The following is a 26,928-nucleotide window of genomic DNA, read 5'->3' as shown; positions in this document are numbered from 1 at the left end:
GTCAGGCTCCCAGATAGGCTTCGACCACCCGCGGGTCGGCGCGCACGTGGTCGGCGTCGCCTTCGCACAGGATCGCGCCTTCGTTCATCACGATAATGTGGTGCGACAACTGATAGATGGACGTCAGGTCGTGCGATACCAGCACCACCGAGCAATCGTGCTCGGTGGGCAGTTCGCGGATCACCGAGATCAGCAGCTGCGCCAGCGCCGGATTGACGCCCGCGAAAGGTTCGTCCAGCAGCACGACCTTGGGCCGTGCCACCATGATGCGCGCCAGTTCCACCAGTTTCTGCTGCCCTCCCGACAGTTCCTCGGCATAGTTGTGGCGCAGGCGGTGCAGTTCCACCTTGTGCAGCCAGTATTCCGATTGCGCGTAGCGTTCGTCGGCGCCCCGGCCCGCCTGCTGCTGGGCGACGTCCAGGTTGTCCAGCAGGCTCAGGTGGGGGAAGATGCGGGGCACCTGGAAAGTGCGTCCCACGCCCAGCCGGGCCACCTCGTGGATCTGGCGGCCCGCGATATCGCGGCCGTCCAGCTCGATGCGCCCCTCGTCCGGCGTGTAGATGCCGTTGATGCAGTTGAGCATCGTGGTCTTGCCCGACCCGTTCATGCCGATGACGCCCAGGATGGAGCCGCGCGGCACGTCCAGGTCTACCCCTTGCAGGGCCACCAGCCCGCCGAAGCGCTTCTTGAGATTCGTGACTTTCAACATGTCCGGCTCCCGTTCAGCGCAGCGCCTGGCGGCCGAACAGGCCGCTGGGCTTGACGAAAATCATCGCCACCATCAGCGCGAAGCCGCAGATGGTCGCGATCGACGGATTGAAGAACACCACCGACACCTGCTCGGTGATGCCATACAGCAACGCCCCGACCAGCGCCCCCACCGGATGGCCCAGGCCGCCGAGCACGATGACGATGAATCCGATCAGCGTGTAGTCGTTGCCCATGAAGGGCGAGAACGCCGGGAACACCATCGCGACCAGCACGCCGCTGGCCGCCGCCAGCCCCACGCCCAGGCCGAACGCCACCGCCGACAGGCGCTCGGCGTTGATGCCCACGATGCGCACCGCATCGCGGTTCATGATGATGGCGCGCAGCGCCTTGCCCACCTGGCTGCGGTACAGGAACAGCGTCAGCGCGCCGATGATCGCAAGCGCGATGGCCAGCGCCAGCAGGCGCACCGTCGGGATCAGGACGGGGCCGAACTTCAGGAACACCGGCTCGATCTCGTACGGCAGCGAACGGGCGTCGGCGTCGAAGGCCAGCAGCATCAGCGCGCCCAGCATGATGGAGACCCCGAACATCAGCAGCAGCGAACTGATCTCGGGGTCGTCTGCCTTGTTCAGCCGGGGAATCAGCACGAAATACAGCAGGTAGCCCGCCAGGAAGAAGGCCGCGAACGCCAGCGGCAGCGCCAGCAGCGGGTTGATGCCCGCGTACTCCATCAGGTAGAACGCGAAATACGCGCCCAGCACCAGGAACTCGCCATGCGCGAAGTTCACCACCCGCAGCACGCCGAACACCACGTTCAGGCCCACGCCTATCAGTCCATAGATGGCGCCCAGGATCAGGCCGTTGATCAGGCCTTGGATAATCAGTCCGGTCATGACGCTTCCTCAGGCTATGTAGCGGCGCAATTGCGGCTTGCGCTTGATCAGGCTGCCGACGATGCCGCGCGGCAGGAACAGCATCAGCAGCACGATGATCAGGCCCAGCAGCAGCAGGTTCACCACCGGGAATTTCTGCCAGATGACGTGGTCGATGCCCAGGAGCGCCAGCGTGCCGACCACCGGCCCGAGGATGGTGCCGAACCCGCCCGCCATCGCGTAGATGATGCTCTTGGCCGTGATCAGCACGTGAAAGGCGTATTCCGGATCCACCACGTTGGTGTACCAGGCCTCGATGCCCCCGGCCAGGGCGGGGAACAGCGCCGCCAGCAGCCACGCCTTCAGCCGGGTATTGGGAACGTGGATGCCGACGCAGGCGGCAGCGCCGTCGTCGTCGCGGATTGCCTTCAGGGCGCGGCCCAGCCGCGACACCGACAGCCAGGTGACGGTGGCCAGCGTGGCGCCCATCACGATCAGCATGGCGTAGTAACTGTGCGATGGGTTGTTGGCGTTGGACAGGATGATGCCCATGCTGCCGCCGGTAAAGGACTGGGGCAGATTGGAAATGACCAGCTTGACGATGGTGGCCAGCGCCAGGCTGACGATGCCGAAGTACACCCCGCGCAGGCGCAGGGTGGGCGCCAGCAGCAGCGCGATGATCACCCCCACGCAGCCCGCGGCCAGCAGCGAGGGAAGGATGGGCCAGCCCAGGATCTTGTAGCAGATGCCGGTGGCGTAGGAGCCCACGCCGTAGAACACCACGTAGCCGAACGGCAGGTAGCCGGTAAAGCCCACGCAGATGTTCATGGCGCTGGCCATGGTGATCCACAGCATGAGGTAGAACGCGAACGAGATATTCGAGGTCGCCAACGGAATCGCGGCCAGGACGGCCGTCAGCGCGACAAAGACGGTCATTGCGATGCGGGTGCGCAATCGCACCGCGCGCTGATCCTGCGCGCGATGCGAAGCCGCGCCCGCCGCCAGGGCGGGACTGCTGCTCATGGTGTCTTCCTCCAGGCCTGTCCGGATTGGGCGGCCGATTTATTTGGAGGCGATTATGACTGATAAAACCATAACTTTAGGTTAAGTATTAACCCTGATCGGACACCGGAAACGCCTCCGCCAACACCTGGCGCAGCTCCTTGATGAATTGGACGGCGATCTGCGAAGGCTCCCGGCCGCCGGCATAGACCGCCGAGATATTCAGGGGAATGCGCTCGGCCAGCGGCACGATCACGACATCGGGCATGGTGTTCTGCATGACGGTGAATTCGTCCACGATGGCGATCCCGACGCCGGCATTGACCAGCGCGCAGGCCAGCTGGCTCCAGGGCACGTCGGCGCACATCCGGCACGGCAGCCCGGCCTGCTCGAACGCCCCCAGCACCAGCATGCCGAAGGGCATGCGCGTGCCCACCACGATATGCGGATGCGGGGACAGGTCGGCCAGACTGACCCGGGCGCGATCCGCCAGAGGATGGGACTTCGGGATCGCCGCCACCATGCGCCCCACGTGCAGGAGCTCCGACGTCAGGAACGGGTGGTCCGCCTGCATGACCACCAGCCCAAGCTCCGCCTCCCCCTGGAGCACCTCAGTGATGAGATTGGGCAGCGCGCTGGTGTTCAGCCGCAACAGCAGCTCGGGATGACGCTGCTGGAAACGCGCCACCGCGCGAGGCACCAGGAATTGCGCCAGGCTTGGAATGGAAGCCAGCCGCAGTACCCCCGTGCCATGCTCCGACAGCGCGTCCGCGAGATCGTTGACGCGCTGCATCATGCGTTGCGTTTTTTCGATTTCTTCAAACAGGCTATGCACTTGCGGCGTGGGCCGGAGCCGCCCGCGCACCCGCTCGAACAGTGTCAGGCCCATGGATTTCTCGGTCTGGGCCAGCATCCGGCTGACCGCCGGCTGCGAGATATTCAACAGACGGGCGGCGCCGCTGATCGATCCGGCCATCACGATGGCCCAGAGCATTTCGGTCTGTCGGTAGTTCAATTTATTCAAGGCGTGCACTCCATGCCTATTTGTTATACGCTTTCTCAGGTATTGGGCAATTATTGCCCAATACCGGGCCTCGGACTCAAGCTCCGCGGGAGGAAGGGCCCCACATCCAAAAACGATAGGAGACAACCCATGTTCGCGAAATCCTGGCTGTTCCGCTTACCGGCGCTGGCCCTGGCCATGGCCGCCCTCGCCCCATCCCTCGCCTCCGCCCAGAGCTCGGACAAGATCCGGGTAGGCATGACGGTTTCGTCCACCGGCAGCTTTGCCCTGGCATCGCAATCCGGCGTGCGCGGCGTGGAGCTGTGGGTCGACGACGTCAACCGCCGCGGCGGCATCGAAGTCAATGGCAAGAAATACCCGGTCGAACTCGTCAAACTGGACGACCGCAGCGACAAGCAGATGGTGACCCGCGTTTACGAACGCCTGATTGTCGATGAAAAAGTGGATCTGGTGTTCGCGCCCTTCGGCTCCACGTTGACCGCGGCGGCCGCTACCGTGACGGAACGCCTGGGCAAGTACATGATGGTCTGGTCGGCCGCCAGCGACGATCTGTACAAGCAGGGCTTCAAGAACATGGTCTCGGGCACGCAGATGCCGGTGTCGGCCATGCTGCGCGCCAACATGGAGCTGGCCGCCAGGCAAGGGGTGAAGAAGGTGGCCCTGCTGTATTCGGACGAGCCGTTCCCCGCGGGCCTGGCCGAGGGCGGACGCGAACAGGCCGCCAAGAACGGCATGCAGGTGGTGCTGTTCGAGAAGTACCCGAAGGGCCAGAAGGATTTCAGCACCATCCTGCAGAAGGCGCGCGCCGCCGGCGCCGAAGCGCTGGTGCCGACCTCGTACGAGGGCGACCTGATCAGCATGACGCGCCAGATGAAGCAGCTGGACATCAACTTCCCCTACGTCTTCATGGTGTATGCCTCGACGCCGCAATTCCAGGCCATCGGCGCGGACGCGAACTACATCTACAGTCACACCAACTACCATCCCGCGATCAACTGGAAGGTCAACGCGGGCATGACGCGCGAGCAATTCGCCGCGGCCTACGACCGCCAGTTCCCCAAGGCCGAGTTCCCGCCCGACTTCCAGACCGCGCTGGCCTACGGCGCCGGCGCCCTGACCGAAGAGATCGTGAAGAAGGCCGGCAATACCGATGCGGCCGCGCTGAAGAAGGCCTCGCTGGACCTGTCCGGCAAGCTGACCGTCATGGCCGGCCCCTACGCCATCGATGAAACGGGCAAACAGTTGCTGATGCCATTCCCCGTCGTGCAGCTCCTGCCCGGCAAGGGCATGGTGCCCGTCTGGCCCGAGGACGTGGCCACGCAGAAACCGGTGTACCCGACGCCCGACTGGAACAAGCGCTGATCCGCGCAGGGACGCCCCTGCAAGCGGCACGGCAGTCCGTGCCGCTTCCTGCACATCAACCGAGGAAAACATGTCTGACATTGCATTTGCCACGCTGGGTGAACTGGCGCAGGGCCTGGCCAGCGGCCGCTACAGTTCGGTCGAACTCGCGCGGCACTACCTGGACCGCATCGACCGGGCCAACCCCGCGCTGGGAGCCTACGTCAGCGTCGACCACGAGGGCGCGCTGAAACTGGCCGAGGCCGCCGACGCGCGCCGCCGCGCGGGCTATGGCCTGCTCGGGCCGCTGGACGGCCTGCCCGTGGCCGTCAAGGATCTGTGCGATATCCAGGGCCAGGTCACCACGGCCGGCTCGCAGGCCTGGCGGCAACGCCGCAGCGGGCTCACCGCCACGGCGGTGACCCGCCTGCTCGACGCCGGCATGGTGGTGCTCGGCAAGACGCACATGGTGGAGTTCGCGTTCGGCGGCTGGGGCACGAATCCCGTGATGGGAACGCCGCGCAACCCCTGGGATCTGGTCCGCGCCCGCATCCCGGGCGGCTCGTCCAGCGGATCCGGCGTGGCGGTGGCCGCGGGCCTCGCGCCCGCCGCCCTGGGCTCCGACACCGGAGGCTCGGTGCGGATTCCGGCCGCGCTGAACGGCATCACGGGCCTGAAGACCTCGCGCGGCCTCATCAGCCTGCATGGCTCCGTGGCGCTGTCCCACACGCTGGATTCCATCGGCCCGCTCACTCGCGACACGCGCGACTCCCTGATGCTGACGGAAGCCCTGTCCGGGCCCGATCCGCTCGATCCGGTAACGCAGGGCGTGGCCGCCTTCCGCTTGCCCGAGCCCGGCGCCGGCCCCAAGCCGCTGCGCGGCATGCGCATCGCCCTCATGCCGGCGGCGCAATACCCCATCGCCGTGGACGCCGCCGTGCAGGGCGCGCTGGACGACGCGCGGCGCACGCTGGCGGAGCTGGGCGCGGACTTCATCGAGGCGCCCTTCCCCTTCGATTTCCACGACATGATGCTGCGCAACGGCCTGATCATCGCGGCCGAAGCCTATGCGCAGCACCGCGACTACATCGAAGACGACGCGCTGCCCCTGGGCCGCTACGTGCGCGCCCGCGTGCTGGGCGGCAAGCAGGTGACGGCCGCCGACTACATCCGGGCGTTGCAGGCCCATGCCGCCGCCTGCGCGGCATGGCGGAACTGGATGCGCGATTTCGACGCCGTGCTGGCGCCCTGCCTGCCCTTCGCCGCCTGCCCGCTTGAGGAAGTGGACGAGAACGCCACGCCGCTGGCGGCATTCACCCGGCCGGGCAACTACGTCAACGCCTCGGGCCTGGCCTTGCCCGCCGGCTTCACCGCGGACGGCCTGCCCATCGGCGTGCAACTGCTGGGCAGGCCCGAAGGGGAAGCCGCGCTGGGCCGGCTCGGCATGGCCTTCCAGGCGGCCACGGACTGGCACCTGCGGCGGCCCGATCTCGGGGCGATCGGCCTGTAGCGCCCCGCCGCGCGGGGCCCGGCCCGCGCGGCTTCAGCGCAGCCCGCAGGCCGGCTTCAGCAGCGCTTCCAGCCAGTCGGCGAATACCTGGACGCGACGCGAAGGCGGCCGCCGTTGCGGGTAAAGCAAGGTCATGGGCATGGGCGCGGGTCGATGGCCGGGCATCACTTCCACCAGTTCGCCGGCGGCGATCTGCGCCTGCACGTCGTAGGCCGGGATCTGGATCAGGCCCAGTCCGGCCACGCAGCACGCGATGTAGGCCTCCGCGCTATTGACCGTGACGCGGCCGCGCAGCGGCTGGCTGCGCGTCGCGCCGCCCTCCTGCCATTCCCACGGCGCCGGCCGTCCGGTGGTGGGCGAGGCATAGTTGACGCAGCCATGCCCCGCCAGGTCCGCCGGCGTCGCCGGCACGCCGTGGCGGGCCAGGTAGGACGGGCTGGCGACGTTGATAAGCGGCAACATGCCGATGGGCCGCGCCACCAGGCCGGAGTCCGGCAGCGCGCCCACCCGCAGCACGCAGTCCACCCCTTCCTCGATGAGATTGACGGCGCGGTCGGTGACGCCGAGCACGATGTCGATCTGCGGATACGCTTCCAGGAAATCCGGCAGCGCCGGCGCGACGATCAGTCGGCCCACGCGCCCCGGCACGTCGACGCGCAAAGTGCCGCTGGGCCCGCCCGCGGCATGGCGAAAAAGGTTCTCGGCGTCCTCCATGTCGGCCACCAGGCGCAGACAGCGCTCATAGAACGCCGCGCCCTCCTGCGTCGGCGCGACCTGCCGCGTGGTGCGGTTGAGCAGCCGCGCGCCCAGCCTGCCCTCCAGTTCCTGGACGGCGGCGGACACCGTGGAGCGCGGCAGGCCCAGCGTGTCCGCCGCGCGCGAGAAATTCGCGCATTCGACGACGCGGGCATAGACGCGGAACAGGTCGATGCGATCCATGGGAGATGGCCTCCGGCGCCAGCTGGGGATGGAATTCCATTGTTCGTGATTTCTGGATATAGATACCAGAAATCCAGGTTTTATCCTGATTTTGTGGAATATATCATCGTCCCATGAAGGGCCCGCATCCGGCGGCCCGGACAGCGGAGACGAACATGGCAGACCATGGCATCAAAGACAAAACCGTCATCATCGCGGGCGGCGCGAAGAATCTGGGCGGCCTGATTGCGCGGGACCTCGCGCAACAAGGCGCCAGGGCGGTCGCGATCCACTACAACAGCCCCGGCAGCCGGGAGGATGCGGAGGCCACGGTGGCCGCCGTCAAGGCCGTTGGCGCGCAGGCCGTGGCCCTGCAGGCCGACCTCAGCACGGCAGGCGCGATGGAACGGCTTTTCGCGGATGCCGTCGCCGCGGTGGGCCGGCCCGACATCGCGATCAATACCGTCGGCAAGGTGCTCAAGAAGCCCTTCACCGAGATTACCGAAGCCGAATACGACGAGATGGCCGCCGTCAACGCCAAGTCCGCCTTCTTCTTCCTGCGCGAGGCGGGCCGCCACGTCAACGACAACGGCAAGATCTGCACGCTGGTGACCTCGCTGCTGGGCGCCTATACGCCCTTCTACGCCGCCTACGCGGGCACCAAGGCGCCGGTCGAGCACTACACCCGCGCCGCCTCCAAGGAATTCGGCGCCCGCGGCATTTCCGTGACGGCGGTGGGCCCCGGCCCCATGGACACGCCCTTCTTCTATCCTGCCGAAGGCGCCGACGCCGTGGCGTACCACAAGACCGCGGCCGCGCTGTCGCCGTTTTCCAAGACCGGCCTGACCGACATCGAGGACGTGGTGCCCTTCATCCGCTTCCTGGTGTCGGACGGCTGGTGGATCACCGGCCAGACGATGCTGATCAACGGCGGCTACACCACCAAGTAGGCCGCCCCCTTCCGGAGAAAAGGCATGCACGTGCTGCTCACCCTCTTCGCGGGCCTGCTGCTCCTGGCCGTCTTCGCGCTGTTTGGCTGGCTATGGGGCGGCAGCTTCCCTGCCGTGGCGCTCGCGGCCAAACTTTTCATCCCCGCCTGGCTGCTGGTGTCGGTGGCCAACCTGTGGGTGGGAGTGGCTCGCGCGGGCTATACGCTGCGCGAGGAGCTGCCCATCCTGCTGCTGGTCTTCGGCGCGCCGGCGGCCGTGGCGGGGCTGCTGATCGCGTTCGCGCCCCGCGCCTGAGCGCTCTCCGGCGCGGCGGCGCTCAAGGCCGCGCGGGCGCCGCCGTCCCTGCCGGGGCTGGGGTCTCGGTTCGGGCCTGGGTTTGCGCCGGCGCCGCGGGCGCCTGGGGATCCCAGCCGCCGCCCAGCGCCACGATCAGGTTCACGCTCGCGGCGAGGCGGTTGCCCAGCAGGCTCAGCGCATTGCGTTCACTGCTGAGCGCCGTGGCGTCCACGACGGCCACGCTCAGGTAGTCGACCAGGCCGGCCTTGTACTGGTTCTGGATCAGCCGCAGCGATTCGCGCGCGGACTCGAGCGCGCGCCGCTGCACGATCTGCTCGTTTTCCATCACGCGCAGCTGGATCAGGTAGTCCTCGACTTCACGCAGCCCGGTCAGCGCCGCCTGGCGGTACGCCGCGGCCTGCGCATCGTAGGACGCGCGGGCCTGCTCGACTTGGGCCTCGCGCGCGCCGCCGTCGAATATCGTCAAGGCCAGCGCCGGCCCCAGCGACCAGAAACGGGCCGGGGCGGTCAGCAGATCGGCGAACTGGCCATTGCGAAAGCCCCCGTCGGCCGACAGGATCAGACTGGGGAACCATGCGGCCTGGGCCACGCCGATCTGCGCGTTGGCCGCCGCCGCGCGACGCTCCGCGGCCGCCACGTCCGGGCGGCGCTCGAGCAGTTCGGAGGGCAGGCCCACCGGGATCTGCGGCAGGCGCAACGCGAACGCCGTGGGCGGCAGGCTGAATTGGGAGGGGGCCTGGCCCATGAGCACGGCGATGGCGTGCTCGAGCTGCCCGCGCTGCCAATCGAGGTCTATGGATTGCGCGCGCGTGCTTTCCAGCTGCGTGCGCGCCACCGCCACGTCGGCCTGGCCCGCCACGCCCACGGCATAACGGTTCTGGGTCAACTCCAGGGACTTCTCGTATGCCGCCACCGTAGCGTCCAGCAGGCGTTTCTGTTCGTCCAGCACCCGCAATTGCAGATAGGACTGCACCAGCGCGGCCTGCGCGCTCAGGCGCGTGGCGCCGAGGTCGGCCAGGCTGGCCGCGGCGCTGGCCTCCGAGGATTCCACGCTGCGGCGCACGCGGCCCCACAGGTCCACTTCCCAGCTGACGCTGCCCGTCAACGAATACTGGTTCGACACATTGCTGCCGGACGAGGAAGTCGAGCCTCCCTGGCCGCTGCCCGAGCGCGTCATGCCCGCGCCCGCGCCCACCGTCGGGAAGAAGCCGGCGCGCGCGCCGCGCACCAGTCCCAACGCCTGCCGGTAATTGGCCTCGGCCTGCGCGATGGTCTGGTTCGAGGCGTTCAGGCGCGCCACCAGCCCGTCCAGCGTGGCGTCGTCATAGACCCGCCACCACTCGCCGCGGTCGGCCTCGTCCCGCGGCCTGGCGGGCTTCCAGCCTTCGACCTCGCCCTGCCCTTCCTTGTAGGCCGCCCCCACGTCCAGCGCCGGACGCTGGTAGTCGGGACCGACGGCGCAGGCGCCCAGCAGCGCGCACAGCGCCGCGGCGGCAAGGGCGCGAGGCAGAAAGGCATACGGAAAAAGCTTGGCGTTGCGCATCATGATTGTTCTATGGAAGCGGCGGGTCCGTTCCTGCGGGCGCGCCCGCGCGCGGCCCACAGGCGGAAACGGTCCAGGTAAAGATAGACCACGGGCGTGGTGTACAGCGTGAGGATCTGGCTCAGGACCAGACCGCCCACGATGGTAATGCCGAGCGGCTGGCGCATCTCGACGCCCGCGCCGGAGGCCAGCACGAGCGGCAGCGCGCCGAATATGGCCGCCATGGTCGTCATCATGATCGGGCGAAAGCGCGTCAGGCAGGCCTGGAAGATGGCCTCGCGCGGGCTCATGCCCTGGCCCCGCTCGGCCTCCAGCGCGAAGTCCACCATCATGATGGCGTTTTTCTTGACGATCCCGATCAGCAGGAAAACCCCGATCAGCGCGATCAGCGTGAAGTCGTAGCGCACCAGCAGCAGCGCCAGCAGCGCGCCCAGCCCCGCCGATGGCAGGGTGGACAGGATGGTCAGCGGATGCACGAAGCTCTCGTACAGGATGCCCAGCACGATATACATGGTGACCAGCGCCGCCAGGATCAGCCAGGGTTGCTGCGCCAAGGTCTGCTGCAGGGCCGCGGCCGTGCCCTGGAAGCCCGCCTGGATCTGGTCCGAAGGCAGGCCGATGCGCGCCACCGCGGCATCGATGGCGCTGGTGGCCTGGCCCAGCGATACGCCGGGCGCCAGGCTGAACGATACCGTGTCGGCCACGAACAGGCCCTGGTGCTGCACGCTGAGCGGCGCGTTCCCGTTTTCCAGGCGCGTGAACGCCGACAGCGGCACGCGCGCGCCCGCCGCCGTAATGACCTCGACCTGCCGGAGCGATTCGATGTCCTGCGCGAACTTCGGGTCCACCCCCAACACCACGTGGTACTGATTCAGCGGCCCATACATCACCGACACCTGGCGCTGGCTGAACGAATTGTTCAGCACGGTGGAGATCGTGGACATGCTCACGCCCAGCCGCGTAGCAGCCTCGCGGTCGATCACCAGGTTGATCTGGCGGCCCTTGTCCTCGACGTCCGTGTCCACGTCCGTGATCTCGGGAATCTTCGCCATGGCCTGCTGCACCTTCGGCATCCAGGTGCGCAGCAGCTGCAGGTCGCCCGACATCAGCGTGTAGTCGTACGAACCCTGGCTCTGGCGTCCGCCGATGCGGATGTCCTGCTGCGACACCAGGAACATGCGCGCGCCCGGCATGTTCTGCAGCTTGCCGCGCAGGCGGTTGATGACCACGTCCGCCGACACCTTGCGCTCTGCCAGGGGCTTGAGCTGGATCTGCATGAAGCTGCTGTTGCTGCCGCCGCGACCGCCGGCATAGCCCGTCATGCTCTGCACCGCCGGGTCCGCCAGCACCACTTTGCGCAGCGCGTCCAGCTTGGGCACGGTGGCCTGGAACGAGGTGCCCTGGTCCACGCGGAAAAAGCCCAGCAGCTGGCCCGTGTCCTGCTGCGGGAAGAAGCCCTTGGGCACCGCCGTGTACAGGTAGACGTTGAGCCCGACGGCGATCGCCAGCGTCAGCATCATCAGCCGGCCGTGCTCCAGCGCCCAGCGCAGCGAGCGCCGGTAGCCGCCCAGCATGGCCTCGAAGCCGCGCTCCGACCAGCGCGCCAGCCTGCCGGGCGGCCGTTCTTCCTCGGGTTCGTTGCGCAGCAGGCGCGCGCACATCATGGGAGTCAGGGTCAGCGACACCACCAGCGACACCAGGATCGCGGCCGACAGGGTGACCGCGAACTCCCGGAACAGGCGACCGACCACGCCGCCCATCAGCAGGATCGGAATGAACACCGCCACGAGCGACAGGCTCATGGACAGCACGGTGAAACCGACCTCGCGCGAACCGCGCAGCGCCGCCCGCATCGGCGACATGCCGCGCTCGACATGGCGCATGATGTTCTCGAGCACCACGATGGCGTCGTCCACCACGAATCCCGTCGCCACGATCAGCGCCATCAGCGAAATGGTGTTCAGCGTGAAGCCGCACAGGTACATGATGCAGAAGGTGCCGATGAGCGATACCGGCACCGCCACGCTGGGAATGATGGCCGCGCGCCAGCGCCGCAGGAACAGCAGCACCACCAGCACCACCAGGCCCACCGCGATGATCAGCGTCAGCTCCGCCTCGTGCAGCGATGCCCGGATGCTGGGCGTGCGGTCCTGCGCCACCGTCATGTTCACGTCGGCCGGCATGAGCGCCTGCAGGACGGGCAGCTGCGCGCGCACCGCGTCCACCGCCTCGATGATGTTGGCGTCGGCCTGGCGCCGCACGATCATCAGGATGGCCTTGCGGTCGTTGAAGAAGCCGGTCTGGTACAGGTCCTCGACCGAATCCTCCACGCGGGCCACGTCCGACACCCGCACGGGCGCGCCGTCGCGCCAGGCCACGATCAGCGGCCGGTACTGCTCGGCGCGGCTGAGCTGGTCGCTGACCATGATCTGCCAGTGGTAGCGGTCGTTCTCCAGCACGCCCTTGGGACGGTTGGCGTTGGCATTGGCCAGCGTCGCGCGCAGCTCGTCCAGCGACACGCCGCGGTTGGCCAGGGCGCCGGGCAGCACGGTGACGCGCACGGCGGGCAGCGAACTGCCGCCCACCGTCACCTCGCCCACGCCGTCCACCTGCGACAGCTTCTGCGCCACGATGGTGGAAGCGATGTCGTAGAGCTGGCCCTGGCTGAGCGTATCGGAGGTCAGCGCCAGCGTCATGATGGGCGCGTCCGAGGGGTTGGACTTGTGATAGGTGGGGTTGCTGCGCAGCCCGGTCGGCAGCAGCGAGCGCGCCGCGTTGATCGCCGCCTGCACGTCCCGGGCGGCGCCGTTGATGTCGCGGGAGAGATCGAACTGCAGCGTGATGCGGGTGGATCCCTGCGAGCTGTTGGACGTCATTTCGGTCACGCCGGCAATGCTGCCGAGCGACCGCTCCAGCGGCGTGGCCACGCTGGACGCCATGGTTTCCGGGCTGGCGCCGGGCAGGCTGGCCGAGACCGAAATGGTGGGGATGTCCACCTGCGGCAGCGGCGCCACGGGCAGCAGGAAGAAAGACAGCAGGCCTGCCAGCACGACCGCCAGGCTCAGCAGCGTGGTCGCCACCGGCCGGACGATGAAGGGCGCCGACAGGATCATGACGCATCCTCCGCCGAGGCCGCGCGCGCGCCGCGCCAGCGGCGCGACATGCGGTCGAACATCAGGTAGATGACCGGCGTGGTGAACAGCGTCAGCACCTGCGACAGCAGCAGGCCGCCCACCATCACCAGGCCCAGCGGCTGGCGCAGCTCCGCGCCCGTGCCGGAAGACAGCATCAGCGGCAGCGCGCCGAACAGGGCGGCCAGCGTCGTCATCAGGATCGGGCGGAAGCGCAGCAGCGCCGCCTCATGGATGGCCTCGCGCGGGCTCAGGCCGCGCTTGCGCTCCGCGTCCAGCGCGAAGTCGATCATCATGATCGCGTTCTTCTTCACGATGCCGATGAGCAGGATGATGCCGATGATGCCGATCATGTCGAGCTCGGTGCCGCTGATCAACAGCGCCAGCAGCGCGCCGACCCCGGCCGAGGGCAGCGTCGACAGGATGGTGATCGGGTGGATGTAGCTCTCGTACAGCACGCCCAGCACGATGTACATCGTGACCACGGCCGCCAGGATCAGCCACAGCGTGCTGGACAGCGAATTCTGGAACGCCAGCGCCGCGCCCTGGAAGCGCGTCTCGACGCCCGCGGGCAGGCCGATCTCGGCCTCGGCCGCGGTGATGGCCTCGACCGCGCCGGACAGGGACGCGCCCGGCGCCAGGTTGAACGACACCGTCACCATGGGGAACTGGTCCAGCCGGTTCACGGCCAGCACGGTCTTGCCTTCCGAAATGTGCGCCACGGACGACAGCGGCACCTGGCCGCCCGCCGAAGTGGGCACGTGGATCTGCCCCAGCGAGGCCGGCGTCATCTGGAACTGCGGCTGCACCTCCAGCACCACGCGGTACTGGTTGGATTGCGTGAAGATGGTGGAGATCAGCCGCTGGCCGAAGGCGTTGTAGAGCGCCTCGTCGATCACCGCCGCCGTGATGCCCAGCCGCGAAGCCGCGTCGCGGTCGATCTCGACCCAGGTCTGGAGGCCGTCGTCCTGCAGGTCGTCGGTCACGTCCTTCAGGCCCGGCACCTGGCGCAGGCGGTCCACCAGCTTGGGCGTCCATTCGCTCAGCACCTTCAGGTCGGGGTTGGACAGCGTCATCTGGTACTGCGTGCGGCTCACGCGGTCTTCGATGGTCAGGTCCTGGACCGGCTGCATGTAGACCGTGAGGCCGTCCTGCCCGGCCAGGGCCTCGTCCAGGCGAGCCATCACAGCGCGCAGGTCCCCGTCGCGCTCGGCCTGCGGCTTGAGCGCGATCTGCAGCCGCCCCGCGCTGAGCGTGGCGTTGCTGCCGTCCACGCCGATGAAGGAGGACACGGCCTGCACGTCGGGATCCTGCAGCACCAGGCGCGCCGCCGCCTGCTGGCGCTCGGCCATCGCCTTGAACGAAATGGATTGCGGCGCCTGGGTGATCGCCTGGATCAGGCCGGTGTCCTGTTGCGGGAAGAAGCCCTTGGGTATCGCCAGATAGAGCAGCGCGGTCAGCGCGAACGTCGCCAGCGCCACCAGCAGCGTCAGAGGCTGATGCCGCAGCACGACCTGCAGCCAGCGGTCGTAGCCGGCGATGACCCGGTCGATGAACGCGCCGGTGACCTGGTGGAAGCGGCCGTGCTTCTGTTCGGACTCGGCGCGCAGCAGGCGCGCGCACATCATGGGGGTCAAGGTCAGCGACACCACCAGGGAGATCAGGATGGACACGGCCAGCGTGATCGCGAACTCGCGGAACAGCCGCCCCACCACCTCCGTCATGAAGAGCAGCGGGATCAGCACGGCGATCAGCGAGAACGTCAGCGAGATCAGGGTGAAGCCGATCTGCGCGGCGCCCTTCAGCGCCGCCTGCAACGGCGTTTCGCCCTCTTCGATGTGGCGCGCGATGTTCTCGATCATGACGATGGCGTCGTCCACCACGAAACCGGTGGCGATGGTCAGCGCCATCAGGGTCAGGTTGTTGATGGAGAAACCGGCCAGGTACATGATGCCGAAGGTGCCCACCAGCGACAGCGGCACCACCACGCTGGGGATCAGCGTGGCCGTCAGGCTGCGCAGGAACACGAAGGTCACCATGACCACCAGCGCCACGGCCAGCAGCATTTCGAACTGCACGTCGGCGACCGAATCGCGGATGGTCTGGGTGCGGTCGGACACCACGGCCACGTCCAGCGTGGCGGGCAAGGCGGCGCGCAGCTGCGGCAGCAGCGCCTGGATCCGGTCGACCACGTCGATCACGTTGGCGCCGGGCTGGCGCTGGATGTTGAGCAGGATGGCGGGCTGGTCGCCGGCCCAGGCCGCCTGCCGCGTGTCCTCGGCCCCTTCCACCGCGCGCGCCACGTCGGACAGGCGCAGCGGCGCGTTGTTCTTGTACGCGATGATCAGGTCGTTGTAGTCGGTAGGCGTCTTGAGCTGATCGTTGGCGTTGATGGTGGTGGAGCGCTGCGGGCCGTCCAGGTTGCCCTTGGGCTGGTTGACGTTGGCGCCGACGATGGCGGTGCGCAGGTCCGACAGCGACAGGCCGTTGGCCGCCAGCGCCTGCGGATTCACCTGCACCCGCACCGCGGGCCGCTGCCCGCCCGCCACGCTGACCAGGCCCACGCCGGGAATCTGCGACAGCTTCTGAGCCACCCGCGTATCGACCAGGTCGCGCACCTGCGGCAGCGGCATGGTGGGCGAGGTGATCGCCAGGGTCAGCACCGCCGCGTCCGCCGGATTCACCTTGTTGTAGGTGGGCGGCACCGGCAGGTCGCTGGGCAGCAGGTTCGACGCGGCGTTGATGGCCGCCTGCACCTGCTGCTCGGCCACGTCCAGCGGCAGGCTGAGATTGAACTGCAGCGTGATGACCGACGCGCCGCCCGAACTGGTGGACGACATCTGGTTCAGGCCCGGCATCTGCCCGAACTGCCGCTCCAGCGGGGAGGTGACCAGCGAGGTCATCACGTCGGGACTGGCCCCGGGGTACAGCGTCACCACCTGTATCGTCGGATAGTCCACTTCGGGCAGGGCCGAAACGGGCAGCAGCCGGTAGGCGATGAAGCCCGCGATCAGGATGGCCACCATGGACAGGGTGGTGGCCACCGGACGCAGAATGAACAGGCGCGACGGACTCACGGCGTTTCCTGGCTTACTTGGACGGCGGCGTGGTGCCGGCCGGGGCGCCGGCGCCGAGCGTCTTGTCGCGGGTGGCCGGGATCACGTCCGCGCCGCCCACCACCTCCACCTTGGCGCCCGTGCGCAGGCGGTCGGTGCCTTCGACGACCACCCGGTCGCCGGGCTGCAGGCCTTCGTTGACCGCCACCATGCCATTGTTGATCGCGCCCAGCTTCACCTGGCGCACCTGGACCGTGTCATCCGGCTGCACCAGGAACACGAAGGCGCCGGCCGAGCCCTGCTGGATGGCGGCGGTGGGGATGGCCGTGACGTCCTTGCGCGTCAGCACGTGCAGGCGCACGTTGACGAACTGGTTCGGGAAAAGCGCATCGTCCGCGTTGTCGAAACGGGCCTTCATTTTCAGGGTGCCGGTGGTCACGTCGATCTGGTTATCCAACGTTTCCAACTGGCCCGTGGCGATGCGCCGGGTGTCGGCGCGGTCATAGGCGTCGACGGCCAGCGTCTTGCCCGCGGCGATCTCGGCGCGCACTTCGGGCAGTTGGGTCTCGGGCAGCGTGAACACGACCGAAATCGGCTGGGTCTGGGTGATCACCACCAGGCCGTTCGCATCCGAGCTGGACACCAGGTTGCCCCGGTCCACCTGGCGCAGGCCCAGGCGGCCGCTGATGGGGGCCGTGATGCGCGCGTAGTCCAGTTGCAGGCGGGCATTGTCCACATTGGCCTGGTCGCTCTTGACGGTGCCCTCGTACTGGCGCACCAGCGCCGCCTGCGTATCGACCTGCTGCTTGGCGATCGAATCCTGCTTGAACAGGGCTTGGTAGCGCTGGAGGTCGCGGCGCGCGTTCTCCAGCTGGGCCAGGTTCTGCATCTGCGTGCCGCGCGCCTGGTCCAGCGCCACCTGGAAGGCGCGCGGGTCCACTTGCGCCAGCAGGTCGCCGGCCTTCACGCGCTGGCCTTCCTGGAAGGCGACGTCCACCAGTTCCCCGCTGACCCGGCTGCGGACGGTAACCGTGTTGTAGGCGGTGACGGTGCCCAGCGATTTCAGGTAGATGTCGATGTCCTGCTGGGTGGCCGTGGCGATGCGCACCGGCACCGCCATGCTCGCCATGGCCCCCGCCGGCGGCCGGCCTCCGGAACGCCCGCCGGGCCCGCCCGCGCCTCCCGGCTTGGCCGAGGGCCGCAGGACCAGCCAGGCAATGCCCGCCACGACAAGCAACAACACCGCCAGGCCGGCTAGGCGGCGGCGGGTCCGGCTGGCGGAAGGAGAGACAGGGCGGCTTTCAGACATGGAACGGTTCTGACACTGGCGGGGAAAGCCGTATTGTCTACTAGACCGTCCCGGTTTCCAGCACCTCGGCCCGCGGTTGAAACTTGCCGCAACAGGAATCAGGGCGGTGTAGGATGGGTGGAGCGCGAGAGTTCTTAAGGAAGAACGCTATTGCTGAACGCGCGTAACCCATCGGCCGGCGCAAGCCGGCATTTGCGCTTGCCACGAAAAACGGCGGCTTGCGCCGCCTGATGGGTTACGCGCGTTCGATATTCGAGTTCTTCCTTAAGAACTCTCGCGCTTCACCCATCCTACGAGTTGCACAACGTCATCTGGAAGCCGACGTCGCGCGCGACCTGCTGGGGCTTGAATTCGCCGTCCTGGGTGGAAAAACGTATCCAGATCATGTACTTATTGGCGCTGATCTCTGGAAACACCCCCTGGGACGGATCCAGCCAGACCCGCAGCAGCTGGAACTGCTTGCCGCCCAGCATCTGCTGGTAGGCGCCCTGCTCCGCCACGATGTCGGTCTTGCGGCCGGACTCGCGCAGCAGGCGCAGCGCCAGGGTCAGCCCATCGTAGAGGGGGATGAACGGCGCCACCCAGGATTGCAGGTCCGCGCAGCGGGCGGCCTCGGATTTGTTCTGCCAGGCGAAGTACGACGGCATGTCGACCTGCGTGGCGCTGCCCGGCACGGACAGGCGCCCGCGCAGGCTGGTCAGCCATTCGTTTTCACGCAGGGATTGGCCGGTCTTGCCGGGAGCGGCCAGCGCGGTGGTCACCTTTTCCATGTCGCGCAGCATCGCTTCCAGCGCATCCTGCGCCACGCCGGGATGGTCCCGCAGCCCGACCAGCGCCAGGCGCTGGCGCTCCAGGTCTTGCAGGAGCGCCCCCTTGACGTCGGTGCGCTCGCAGGCGTCGAGCAGATCGAACAGGGAGGTGACGGCAACCTGGTGTTGGCGTGAATCTCCCTCGCGAGCAAAGAAAAACAACCTGTCGAACAGGAATTCCAGCCGCAGATAAGCGCGGATGCGCTCATTGAAGGGGTATTCGTAAACAATCACGCTTTTTTACAGGCCCATCTGTGGTTGGCCGGCAGGCCAATGTTATTCAGGGGTGCCGGCCTGGCCCTGGGCTTGCCGGCCCGTCGTGCTCGCCAGCGCCAGCCAGCGTTCATGCAGGGTCTTCGCCTGCGCGCGCAATTGTTCCGGCGTGGTCGCGCCATCATTGACGATGACGTCGTCGGCGACCTCCAGCCGGCTTGCCCGCGCAGCCTGTGCCGCCATGATACGCCTGATGGCCGGCTCCGTCAGCCCGCTGCGCGAGCGCACCCGGGCCACCTGCGTGTCGGGATCGCAATCCACCACGCAGATGCGGTCCAGGCGCGGACGCCAGCGCGGCAGCGACTCCACCAGCAAAGGCACGACGAAGACCAGGTAAGACCCGGTGGCCGCGCGGGCCTGGCGCTCGGTCTCCTGCCCGATGGCGGGGTGCAACACGGCTTCCAGCCGCAGGCGCACCTGCGGATCCGAGAACGCCTGCTCGCGCATCCATGCGCGGTCCAGCGCGCCGTCGGGCGTCAGCGCCCGCGCGCCGAACTCGCGCTCGATCGCCGGCATGGCGGCGCCGTTCGCGGCGGTCAGCATGCGCGCGATCTCGTCGGTGTCGACGAGCGACGCGCCCCACTCCGCGAGCATGTCCGCCACGCGGGTCTTGCCCGATCCGATACCGCCCGTCAGCCCGATCTTGAACATACCGCCCATCCTGTGTTGCCCGGTGGCGCGCGCCAGCCGCGCTAACCCCACCATTCCCAGATGCCCTGCTGGCCGCCCGCCAGCAGCGTCACGATGCCCGCCAGCGCCAGATACGGGCCAAAAGGCAGCGGTTGCCCGCGGCTGGCGCGCCCGCTGAGCGTCAGCAGCCCGCCGATCAGCACGCCCAGCAGCGATGCGCTCAGCAGCAGCACCGGCAAGGCCTCGACGCCGAACCACGCGCCCAGGGCGGCCAGCAGCTTGAAGTCGCCGTAGCCCATGCCCTCGCGCCCGGTCAGCAGGCGGAATACATGAAAGATAACCCACAGGAAGACGTAGCCCGCCACGGCGCCGGCCACCGCCATCCGCACACTGGCGAAGGCGTCGGAAAAATTGACGAGCAGGCCCGCCCACAGCAGCGGCTGCGTCAGCGCGTCGGGCAGCAGGGTGGATTCGAAGTCGATCCATGCCAGGGCCACCAGCGCGGCGGACAGGCCCATGGCGCACAACGCGAGGGGCGTGGCGCCGAAACGCCAGGCGCAGGCGGCGAACAGCGCGCCGGTCAGCAGTTCGATGGCGGGGTAGCGCCAGCCTATCGCCGCCCCGCAGGCGGCGCAGCGCCCCCGCAGCAACAGCCAGCCCAGCAGAGGCAGGCGCCGCCAGCCGGATACGGGCGCTTCGCACGCCGGGCAATGCGAGACCGGCGACAACAGACCGTAGCGGCTCGCGGAGCGCGCCTTGCCCGCCGCCTCCTGGCATTGCGCCTGCCATTCCTGTTCCATCATGCGCGGCAGCCGGTGGGTCAGGGTCGTCAGCCAGTTGCCGACAGCCAGCCCCGCCAACGCCGCCAGGCCGATGAACAGGCCCAGGGGGAGATCGAAGACGTGCCGCATCGCCGTCATCCGCGCGGACGGCGCGCGCGCGCCGGCGCAGCGCCCCCGCGGCCGGGAACGCAATGGAAGACGGGCCGCGGGCGGTCTTGTCGTAAATTGTGCATAAAGTGCGGGCTGCGCCCAAGAGCGGCTAAGGGAACGTACCGAATCTTCGCATAAGTGCGTAAAATCGGAGACGGACTCAATTCACGGATAAGCTGCCATGACCGCGCGCGTCGACATCGTTACCCGCCCCCGCAAACTCAGCGTCATGGGGCTGCTGCTGGCGGGCGCCGCATTGGGCGCGGCAGGCTGCGCCCAGCAGAAAACGGAAGGCTATTACGACCCCCCGGTGGAAAGCACCGTAACCGACGCGCAGTACCAGGGATCCGGCGCCGGCTACCGCAGCGTCATCCGCGCGCCCTCGCAGGTGCAGATCGCGCTCAAGCCCGACGCCCGCAAGCCGCAGAACCAGGCCCAGCAGGCGGCCGCCGGCGCGCAGACCACGGAAGACGGCCAGGCCGTGCCTGAAAACACCGAAGGCAGCGGCTCCGGCGGCGGCTCCGCCCCGGCCGCTCCCGCGCCCGTGCCCAACGCCGCGGTGCACAACCTGGTGCCCCAGCCGCAAACCTACATGGGCACGCTGCCGTGCTTCTCCCCCGCGATGCAGTGCACGGCGCAGCGCGTCACGCTGACGCTGGCCCCCAATGGCCGCTGGCGCGGCCGCACGGCCTACCTGGAAGACGATCCCAAGAAGGGCCCGCCGGTTGCCGAACAGGGCTGCTGGGACGCCACCGACGAACGCCCGCCGCGCGTCATCCTGATGGACGGGCAGGGCAATGCCCGGGTGGAATTCCTGGTGGCCGCCAACAACGTGCTGCGCGTGCGGTCCATAGGCGGCAAGACGCCCAACCTCAACTACAACCTGACCCGCCAGCCCGATCTGGACCCGATCGACGAGCTGGCCAAGGCAAGCGCGCCGAAGTGCCCTTGATTCCCGGCGGCGGCCAGGCGCCGCCGACCTGATGCGCAGGCCCCGGGCCTGGCGAACCGGCCGTTCGCCAGGCCCGATGCTTTTGGGCGCGCGATGCCCGGCCGGCCGCGCGGGGATGAGGATGGGAACGGACATCATGCCTCGGCGCCAGATCCCGCCCGCGGCTGGCCGTATTCGGGCTGCGGCGATTCATGCATTGTGGCGGCGGGGGCAAGCGGGACGCTCTTCTGGCAGCGGCTGCCCGGCACGGGCGATGCGCCCGAGCGCCCGTGGGCGCACAGCCTGCACGCCAGCTGCATGGCGTTGCGGGCGTCGAGCTTGGCGAAGATGCGGGCGCGGTGGGCCTCGACGGTGCGCAGCGAGATCCCCAGGTCGATGGCGATGACCTTGTTGGGACTGCCGGCCGCCACATAGGCGACGATCTGCCGTTCGCGCGGCGTCAGGGACGACAGGACGGCTTCGAGGTCGGAGCGGGGAACTCTCATGAGGCAGGTCTCCTGCAATGTAAGATTGCAGCGAGTCTGCCCCGCCGGGCCAACTGCGGGAAGCTGGCAATTCTGCCAGGGGAGGGACATAAACGCCCTCCTCCCCGGCGTGGCGTCAGGCCGTGTAGGCCAACTCCAGGTTGTCGATCAGGCGGGTGCTGCCCAGCTTGGCGGCAGCCAGCGCCACCAAGGGTTCGCCGGCCTGCAGGTCGGCGGCTTCGGGACGCTTCAGGTCGCGCTGGCGGCGCAGAGCGACGTAGTCCACCTGCCACCCGCGCCGGGCCAGGCCCTCCACCGCCTCCCGCTCCAGCGCGGCGGCGTCGCGTTCGCCCTGCGCCAGGCGCTGGCCCAGGCGCTGCAGCGCGCCGTACAGCGCGGGCGCCTCGGCGCGGTCGGCATCGCTCAGGTAGCGGTTGCGCGAGGACAGCGCCAGACCATCATCGGCGCGCACGGTTTCGTGCGCCAGCACCTCCACGGGCAGCTGGAACTGGCGGCACATATTGCGCACCACCATCAGCTGCTGGTAGTCCTTCTTCCCGAACACGGCCACGCGCGGCTGCACGCAGGAAAACAGCTTCAGCACCACGGTGCTGACGCCTTCGAAGAATCCGGGGCGGAACTCGCCCTCGAGGATGTCGCCCAGGTCGTCCGGAGGCTGCACGCGGAAATTCTGCGGCTCGGGATACATTTCGCGCTCGTTCGGCGCGAACAGCACGTAGACGTCGCGTTCCCGTTCGAGTTTCTCGATGTCGGCCGCCAGGGTGCGCGGGTACTGGTCGAAGTCTTCGTTGGGGCCGAACTGCAGCCGGTTCACGAAAATGCTGGCCACCACCGGATCGCCATGCTGGCGCGCAAGCTTCATCAGCGCCAGGTGGCCTTCGTGCAGGTTGCCCATGGTGGGCACGAACGACACGCGGTTCTGCCCGCGCAGGTGATCTCGCAATTCCTGGATGGTGTGTACGACTTTCAAGGGGACTCTCCGGGGATGGACGGCGTTTCCTGGCCCTGCCGGGCTCAGGCCGCGACCGCCGCCACGCTGGTATAGGCCAGGCGGACGTAGATGGGCGCGTAGGGCTCCGCCTGCGTGATCTCGAGGAGCGATTCGCGGGCCAGCTCCAGCATGGCGATGAAATGCACGACGACCACCGCCGCGGGCGCGCCTTCTCGGACGCGTTCCATGAACAGGTCGCCGAACTCCATGAAGCGCACGTCGTTCAGGCGCCGCAGGATGTGCGTCATGTGGTCGCGCACGGATAGCTGTTCGCGCGTGATGTGATGGTGCTGGTTCAGCTTGGCCCGCTTCATGATGTCGGCCCAGGCCGCGCGCAGGTCGTCCACGCTGACTTCCGGCAGCATGCGCTCCACGCTCAGATCGGCCACCGCCTGGCTGCTGACGAAGTCGCGGCCCAGCTGCGGCATCGCGTCCAGTTTCTGGGCCGCCAGCTTCATCTGCTCGTATTCGAGCAGGCGGCGCACCAGTTCGGCGCGGGGGTCCTCGGGCTCTTCGCCGGTGTCGGTCTTCTTGACCGGCAGCAGCATGCGCGACTTGATCTCGATGAGCATCGCCGCCATCAGCAGGTACTCGGCGGCCAGCTCCAGGTTGTGGATGCGGATCTGCTCCACATACGACAGGTACTGCCGCGTGACATCCGCCATGGGGATGTCCAGCACATTGAAGTTCTGCTTGCGGATCAGGTAGAGCAGCAGGTCCAGCGGCCCTTCGAACGCTTCCAGGAACACTTCCAGCGCATCCGGCGGGATGTACAGGTCCGTGGGCATCTGGAACAGCGGCTCGCCGTACAGGCGCGCGAACGCGACGCTGTCGATCGTATCGGGAGTGCTGTCGACGGGCGGTTCCACTAGCGCGGCCAGGGCGTCGCCCGGGACGGAAGCGTTTTGGGCCATGGTTGCCGCAATGGACTCAATCGGCCTGGTATACGTACGGCTTTTGCGGCACGCGGGCGGCGCGGAAGCCTTCCAGCAGTTCCGAGTCCTGCGGTTTGTCCCAAAGACGGGCGCGGCCTTCGCGCTGGCGTTCTTCGGTGCCAGGGTGCGATTGCTTGTAGTCTTTCAGGAAAAGGGTGATCTCGGATTCGTAGTTGGTCGCCATGACACCAATTTCAATGGGTTTCGGATGTAGGGAGTTTACTTCACGGCGGCCGACCCCCCGGCGTTACAATCTCGCGGCACCCAACGCCCCCTCCCGCCATGTCCGCAGAATCCGCAGCAGCAGCCCATCCCGCGCCGTCACCCACCCCGGAAGCGTTGCGCGCGGCGCGCATGATCCCCTTCATCGTAGGCTGCGCCCTGTTCATGCAGATGCTGGACGCCACGGTGGTCGCCACCGCCCTGCCGGCCATGGCGCGGGCGCTGGGATCCGCCCCGGTGCGGCTCAACGTGGCCATCACCTCCTACCTGCTGTCCGTGGCGGTCTTCGTGCCCGTCAGCGGCTGGGCGGCCGACCGCTACGGCGCCCGGCGGGTGTTCGTGGCCGCCATCGGCCTGTTCACCCTGAGTTCCGTGGCCTGCGCCCTGTCCCAGGATCTGCCGCAGCTGGTCCTGGCCCGCATCGTCCAGGGGATGGCGGGCGCGATGATGGTGCCCGTGGGCCGGATCATCCTGCTGCGCACCGTGCCCAAGCAGGACCTGCTGAAGGCCATGTCCTTCCTGTCCATCCCCGCCCTGCTGGGACCGGTGATCGGGCCGCCCCTGGGCGGCTTCATGGTCACCTACATGTCCTGGCACTGGATCTTCCTGATCAACATCCCCATCGGCGTCCTGGGTATCTTCCTGGTGCTGCGCTACGTGGCGGAAATCCGCGAGGAAGGCACGCCCAGCCTGGACTGGCCGGGTTTCCTGCTCAGCGCCATCTGCCTGGCGGCGCTGGTCAGCGGCTTCGAGGCCATCGGCCGCGACGTGATGCCGCTGCCCATGCTGCTCGGCCTGATCGCCACGGGCGCCGCCTGCGGACTGCTGTACGGCTGGCACGCCCGGCGCACGGAACATCCCATCATCGATCTTTCCCTGATGCGGATCCCCACTTTCGCCATCGCCACGCTCGGCGGCAACCTGTGCCGCTTCGCCGTGGGCGCCACGCCCTTCCTGCTGGCCATGCTGCTGCAGGTGGGCTTCGGCCTCACGCCCTTCTCCGCGGGGCTGATCACCTTCGCCAGCGCGGCGGGCGCGCTGCTGATGAAATTCGTCGCCACCCCCATCGTCCGGTACTTCGGCTTCCGCCGCGTCCTCACCGTAAATGCGGTGCTGGCCGGGGTGTTCATCGTGGTCTGCGGCGCCTTCACGCCCGACACGCCGGTCTGGCTGATGATCGCCATTCTCCTGGTCGGCGGATTTTTCCGCTCGCTGCAATTCACCGGGGTAAATACGCTAACCTATGCCGACATTCCCCCGGCCAAGATGAGCCGCGCCAGCAGTTTCGCCGCCATGGCGCAGCAGCTCGGCATCAGCCTGGGCGTGGGGGTGGCCGCGGTCACGCTGAACATCAGCATGGCCCTGCGCGGCGCCGAGACGCTGGCGATACGGGACGTCGTCGCCGGCTTCATCGTGGTCGGCGTGTTGTGCATGGCTTCGACCTTCTCCTTTGGACGCCTCGACCCGCTGGCCGGGGCACACCTGAACGGCGCAAAACAAAGTGACGACGAGTGAATTTGTCCTGGCCCTGGACCAAGGGACCACCAGCTCCCGAGCCATCGTATTCGACCGCGAAGGCGTCGTGCGCGGCGTCGGCCAACGTGAATTCCGCCAGCACTATCCCCGCCCGGGCTGGGTCGAGCACGACGCGGGCGAAATCTGGAACAGCCAGCTGGACGTGGCCCGCGAGGCCCTGCGCAACGCCGGCGCCACGGCGGCCGACATCGCCGCCATCGGCATCACCAACCAGCGCGAAACCACGCTGATCTGGGAGCGGGCCACCGGCCGCCCCCTCGCCCGCGCCGTCGTCTGGCAGGACCGCCGCACCGCGCCGATGTGCGATCAGCTGCGCCAGGATGGCCACGCCGATTTCCTGCAATCTCGGACCGGTCTGGTGCTGGACGCCTATTTCTCGGGCACCAAGCTCGCCTGGCTGCTGGACCACGTGCCCGGCGCCCGCCAGATGGCGGACCGCGGCGAACTGGCCTTCGGCACGGTCGATACCTGGCTGGTCTGGCAACTGACCGGCGGCGCGGTGCACAGCACCGATCCCAGCAACGCCTCGCGCACCATGCTCTTCGACCTGCACACCCAGGATTGGAGCGACGAGATCCTGGCCTTGCTCAAGATTCCCCGCAGCGTGCTGCCCGCGATCGCGCCCAGCAGCGCGGTGGTGGGCGAGGCGCTGCCCGAATGGCTGGGCGGCGCCATTCCCATCGCCGGCGTGGCGGGCGACCAGCAGGCCGCCACCTTCGGCCAGGCGTGCTTCGCGCCCGGCATGGCCAAGAACACCTACGGCACCGGTTGCTTCATGCTGATGAACGTCGGCGACAAGCCCGTGCAATCGCGGAACAACCTGCTGTCCACCGTCGGCTGGGGCCTGCCCCGGTCCGGCAACGGCGCCTGGAATCCCACCTACATGCTGGAAGGCGGCGTGTTCGTGGCGGGCGCGGCCGTGCAATGGCTGCGCGACGGCCTGGGCATCATCCAGCGCTCCGAGGAAATCGAATCCCTGGCCGCCAGCGTGTCCAGCACGGACGACGTCTTCATGGTCCCGGCCTTCGCCGGCCTGGGCGCGCCGCACTGGGATCCCTATGCCCGCGGCACCCTGGTGGGCCTGACCCGCGGCACCACGCGCGCGCACATCGCCCGCGCCACGCTCGAATCCATCGCCTTGCAAAGCGCCGAACTGCTCACCTGCATGAACGCCGACAGCGGCATCGCGCTGACCGAGCTGCGGGTGGACGGCGGCGCGGCCCGCAACGACCTGCTGATGCAGATGCAGGCCGACCTGCTGGGCGTGCCCGTGGTGCGCCCGCGCGTGCCCGAATCCACCGCACTGGGCGCCGCCGGCCTGGCCGGCCTGGCGGTGGGCTTCTGGTCCGGCCAGGACGAGTTCGCCTCGAAATGGCAGGCCGAGCGCACCTTCGAGCCGACCTGGCCCCAGTCGGTGCGCGACGCCCGGATGAAGCGCTGGCGGCAGGCCGTGGAACTGTCCAAGGGCTGGTCCGCCAACGCGGGGACGTAAAGGCGGC

At 68.2% G+C, this 26,928-nt stretch carries 23 protein-coding genes; 7 read left to right on the top strand and 16 right to left on the bottom strand.

Annotation, left to right across the window (positions count from 1 at the left end; translation table 11 throughout):
* Window position 1: 1 nt before the first annotated feature.
* The 4 genes from ACN6PJ_RS13685 to ACN6PJ_RS13670 all read right to left on the bottom strand — a co-directional run bounded on the left by ACN6PJ_RS13685 (window position 2) and on the right by ACN6PJ_RS13670 (window position 3,618).
* Entirely contained in the window at window positions 2-709 is a 708-nt protein-coding gene (locus ACN6PJ_RS13685) for an ABC transporter ATP-binding protein (protein ID WP_427996411.1), read from the bottom strand.
* Window positions 710-722: 13 nt separating this feature from the next.
* Entirely contained in the window at window positions 723-1,604 is an 882-nt protein-coding gene (locus tag ACN6PJ_RS13680) for a branched-chain amino acid ABC transporter permease (protein WP_427996410.1), read from the bottom strand.
* 9 nt (window positions 1,605-1,613) lie between these two features.
* Entirely contained in the window at window positions 1,614-2,606 is a 993-nt protein-coding gene (locus tag ACN6PJ_RS13675; protein WP_427996409.1) for a branched-chain amino acid ABC transporter permease, read from the bottom strand.
* 88 nt (window positions 2,607-2,694) lie between these two features.
* Entirely contained in the window at window positions 2,695-3,618 is a 924-nt protein-coding gene (locus ACN6PJ_RS13670) for a LysR family transcriptional regulator (protein WP_427996408.1), read from the bottom strand.
* 120 nt (window positions 3,619-3,738) lie between these two features.
* Here ACN6PJ_RS13670 and ACN6PJ_RS13665 point away from each other — a divergent pair, with 120 nt between their 5' ends.
* A complete protein-coding gene (locus ACN6PJ_RS13665) occupies window positions 3,739-4,971 on the top strand; it encodes an amino acid ABC transporter substrate-binding protein (protein WP_427996407.1) in 1,233 nt (410 codons plus the stop codon).
* Window positions 4,972-5,041: 70 nt separating this feature from the next.
* Window positions 5,042-6,460: an amidase gene (locus tag ACN6PJ_RS13660; RefSeq protein WP_427996406.1), complete on the top strand. Its 1,419-nt coding sequence runs from the start codon at window positions 5,042-5,044 to the stop codon at window positions 6,458-6,460.
* A gap of 33 nt (window positions 6,461-6,493) precedes the next feature.
* Here the strand turns inward: ACN6PJ_RS13660 and ACN6PJ_RS13655 are convergent, their stop codons facing one another.
* Window positions 6,494-7,399 (bottom strand): LysR substrate-binding domain-containing protein, encoded by a 906-nt coding sequence (locus ACN6PJ_RS13655; RefSeq protein WP_427996404.1) that lies wholly within the window; start codon window positions 7,397-7,399, stop codon window positions 6,494-6,496.
* A 155-nt stretch (window positions 7,400-7,554) separates the two neighbouring features.
* On the opposite strand from ACN6PJ_RS13655, the gene ACN6PJ_RS13650 reads away from it, so the two are divergent.
* Together ACN6PJ_RS13650 and ACN6PJ_RS13645 are read left to right on the top strand one after the other, a co-directional pair.
* Entirely contained in the window at window positions 7,555-8,328 is a 774-nt protein-coding gene (locus ACN6PJ_RS13650; RefSeq protein WP_427996403.1) for an SDR family oxidoreductase, read from the top strand.
* Between the two features lie 24 nt (window positions 8,329-8,352).
* Complete coding sequence (locus ACN6PJ_RS13645) at window positions 8,353-8,622, top strand: hypothetical protein (RefSeq protein WP_427996402.1); 270 nt, start codon at window positions 8,353-8,355, stop codon at window positions 8,620-8,622.
* Between the two features lie 22 nt (window positions 8,623-8,644).
* On the opposite strand, the gene ACN6PJ_RS13640 is transcribed toward ACN6PJ_RS13645, so the two are convergent.
* The 7 genes from ACN6PJ_RS13640 to ACN6PJ_RS13610 form a co-directional block, all read right to left on the bottom strand.
* Window positions 8,645-10,171, bottom strand: a complete 1,527-nt coding sequence (locus ACN6PJ_RS13640; protein ID WP_427996401.1) for an efflux transporter outer membrane subunit — start codon at window positions 10,169-10,171, stop codon at window positions 8,645-8,647.
* Window positions 10,168-13,281 carry a multidrug efflux RND transporter permease subunit gene (locus ACN6PJ_RS13635; RefSeq protein WP_427996400.1) on the bottom strand — a complete coding sequence of 1,038 codons (3,114 nt, stop codon included), beginning with the start codon at window positions 13,279-13,281 and terminating at the stop codon, window positions 10,168-10,170. Before ACN6PJ_RS13635 ends, ACN6PJ_RS13640 begins: the two co-directional genes overlap by 4 nt.
* Window positions 13,278-16,376, bottom strand: a complete 3,099-nt coding sequence (locus tag ACN6PJ_RS13630) for an MdtB/MuxB family multidrug efflux RND transporter permease subunit (protein ID WP_427996399.1) — start codon at window positions 16,374-16,376, stop codon at window positions 13,278-13,280. The genes ACN6PJ_RS13635 and ACN6PJ_RS13630 overlap by 4 nt, the downstream gene beginning before the upstream one ends.
* A gap of 13 nt (window positions 16,377-16,389) precedes the next feature.
* Entirely contained in the window at window positions 16,390-17,664 is a 1,275-nt protein-coding gene (locus ACN6PJ_RS13625; protein ID WP_427996398.1) for an MdtA/MuxA family multidrug efflux RND transporter periplasmic adaptor subunit, read from the bottom strand.
* Window positions 17,665-17,954: 290 nt separating this feature from the next.
* On the bottom strand, window positions 17,955-18,707 hold the full coding sequence (zapD, locus tag ACN6PJ_RS13620) for a cell division protein ZapD (RefSeq protein ID WP_427996397.1): 753 nt from the start codon (window positions 18,705-18,707) through the stop codon (window positions 17,955-17,957).
* A gap of 42 nt (window positions 18,708-18,749) precedes the next feature.
* Window positions 18,750-19,397 carry a dephospho-CoA kinase gene (gene coaE / locus ACN6PJ_RS13615; protein ID WP_427996396.1) on the bottom strand — a complete coding sequence of 216 codons (648 nt, stop codon included), beginning with the start codon at window positions 19,395-19,397 and terminating at the stop codon, window positions 18,750-18,752.
* A 41-nt stretch (window positions 19,398-19,438) separates the two neighbouring features.
* A complete protein-coding gene (locus tag ACN6PJ_RS13610) occupies window positions 19,439-20,287 on the bottom strand; it encodes a prepilin peptidase (RefSeq protein ID WP_427996395.1) in 849 nt (282 codons plus the stop codon).
* 202 nt (window positions 20,288-20,489) lie between these two features.
* Between ACN6PJ_RS13610 and ACN6PJ_RS13605 the strand changes: the two genes are divergently transcribed.
* Entirely contained in the window at window positions 20,490-21,260 is a 771-nt protein-coding gene (locus ACN6PJ_RS13605; RefSeq protein ID WP_427996394.1) for a copper resistance protein NlpE N-terminal domain-containing protein, read from the top strand.
* A 134-nt stretch (window positions 21,261-21,394) separates the two neighbouring features.
* Here the strand turns inward: ACN6PJ_RS13605 and ACN6PJ_RS13600 are convergent, their stop codons facing one another.
* From ACN6PJ_RS13600 to ACN6PJ_RS13585, 4 genes are all read right to left on the bottom strand, one after another.
* Window positions 21,395-21,745: a response regulator transcription factor gene (locus ACN6PJ_RS13600; protein WP_427996393.1), complete on the bottom strand. Its 351-nt coding sequence runs from the start codon at window positions 21,743-21,745 to the stop codon at window positions 21,395-21,397.
* Window positions 21,746-21,860: 115 nt separating this feature from the next.
* Complete coding sequence (gene panC, locus ACN6PJ_RS13595) at window positions 21,861-22,715, bottom strand: pantoate--beta-alanine ligase (RefSeq protein WP_427996392.1); 855 nt, start codon at window positions 22,713-22,715, stop codon at window positions 21,861-21,863.
* Window positions 22,716-22,759: 44 nt separating this feature from the next.
* Window positions 22,760-23,650: a segregation and condensation protein A gene (locus tag ACN6PJ_RS13590; protein ID WP_059374014.1), complete on the bottom strand. Its 891-nt coding sequence runs from the start codon at window positions 23,648-23,650 to the stop codon at window positions 22,760-22,762.
* Window positions 23,651-23,666: 16 nt separating this feature from the next.
* Entirely contained in the window at window positions 23,667-23,855 is a 189-nt protein-coding gene (locus ACN6PJ_RS13585) for a DUF3460 family protein (RefSeq protein WP_008165355.1), read from the bottom strand.
* 98 nt (window positions 23,856-23,953) lie between these two features.
* Here ACN6PJ_RS13585 and ACN6PJ_RS13580 point away from each other — a divergent pair, with 98 nt between their 5' ends.
* On the top strand, window positions 23,954-25,408 hold the full coding sequence (locus ACN6PJ_RS13580; protein ID WP_427996391.1) for a DHA2 family efflux MFS transporter permease subunit: 1,455 nt from the start codon (window positions 23,954-23,956) through the stop codon (window positions 25,406-25,408).
* A complete protein-coding gene (gene glpK, locus ACN6PJ_RS13575; protein ID WP_427996390.1) occupies window positions 25,395-26,921 on the top strand; it encodes a glycerol kinase GlpK in 1,527 nt (508 codons plus the stop codon). Before ACN6PJ_RS13580 ends, glpK begins: the two co-directional genes overlap by 14 nt.
* Window positions 26,922-26,928: the final 7 nt, after the last annotated feature.

The sequence above is a fragment of the Achromobacter sp. genome, from assembly GCF_050285585.1.
In the GTDB taxonomy this organism is placed as follows: domain Bacteria; phylum Pseudomonadota; class Gammaproteobacteria; order Burkholderiales; family Burkholderiaceae_B; genus Achromobacter.
This window is presented reverse-complemented; position numbering and strand designations above follow the sequence as displayed.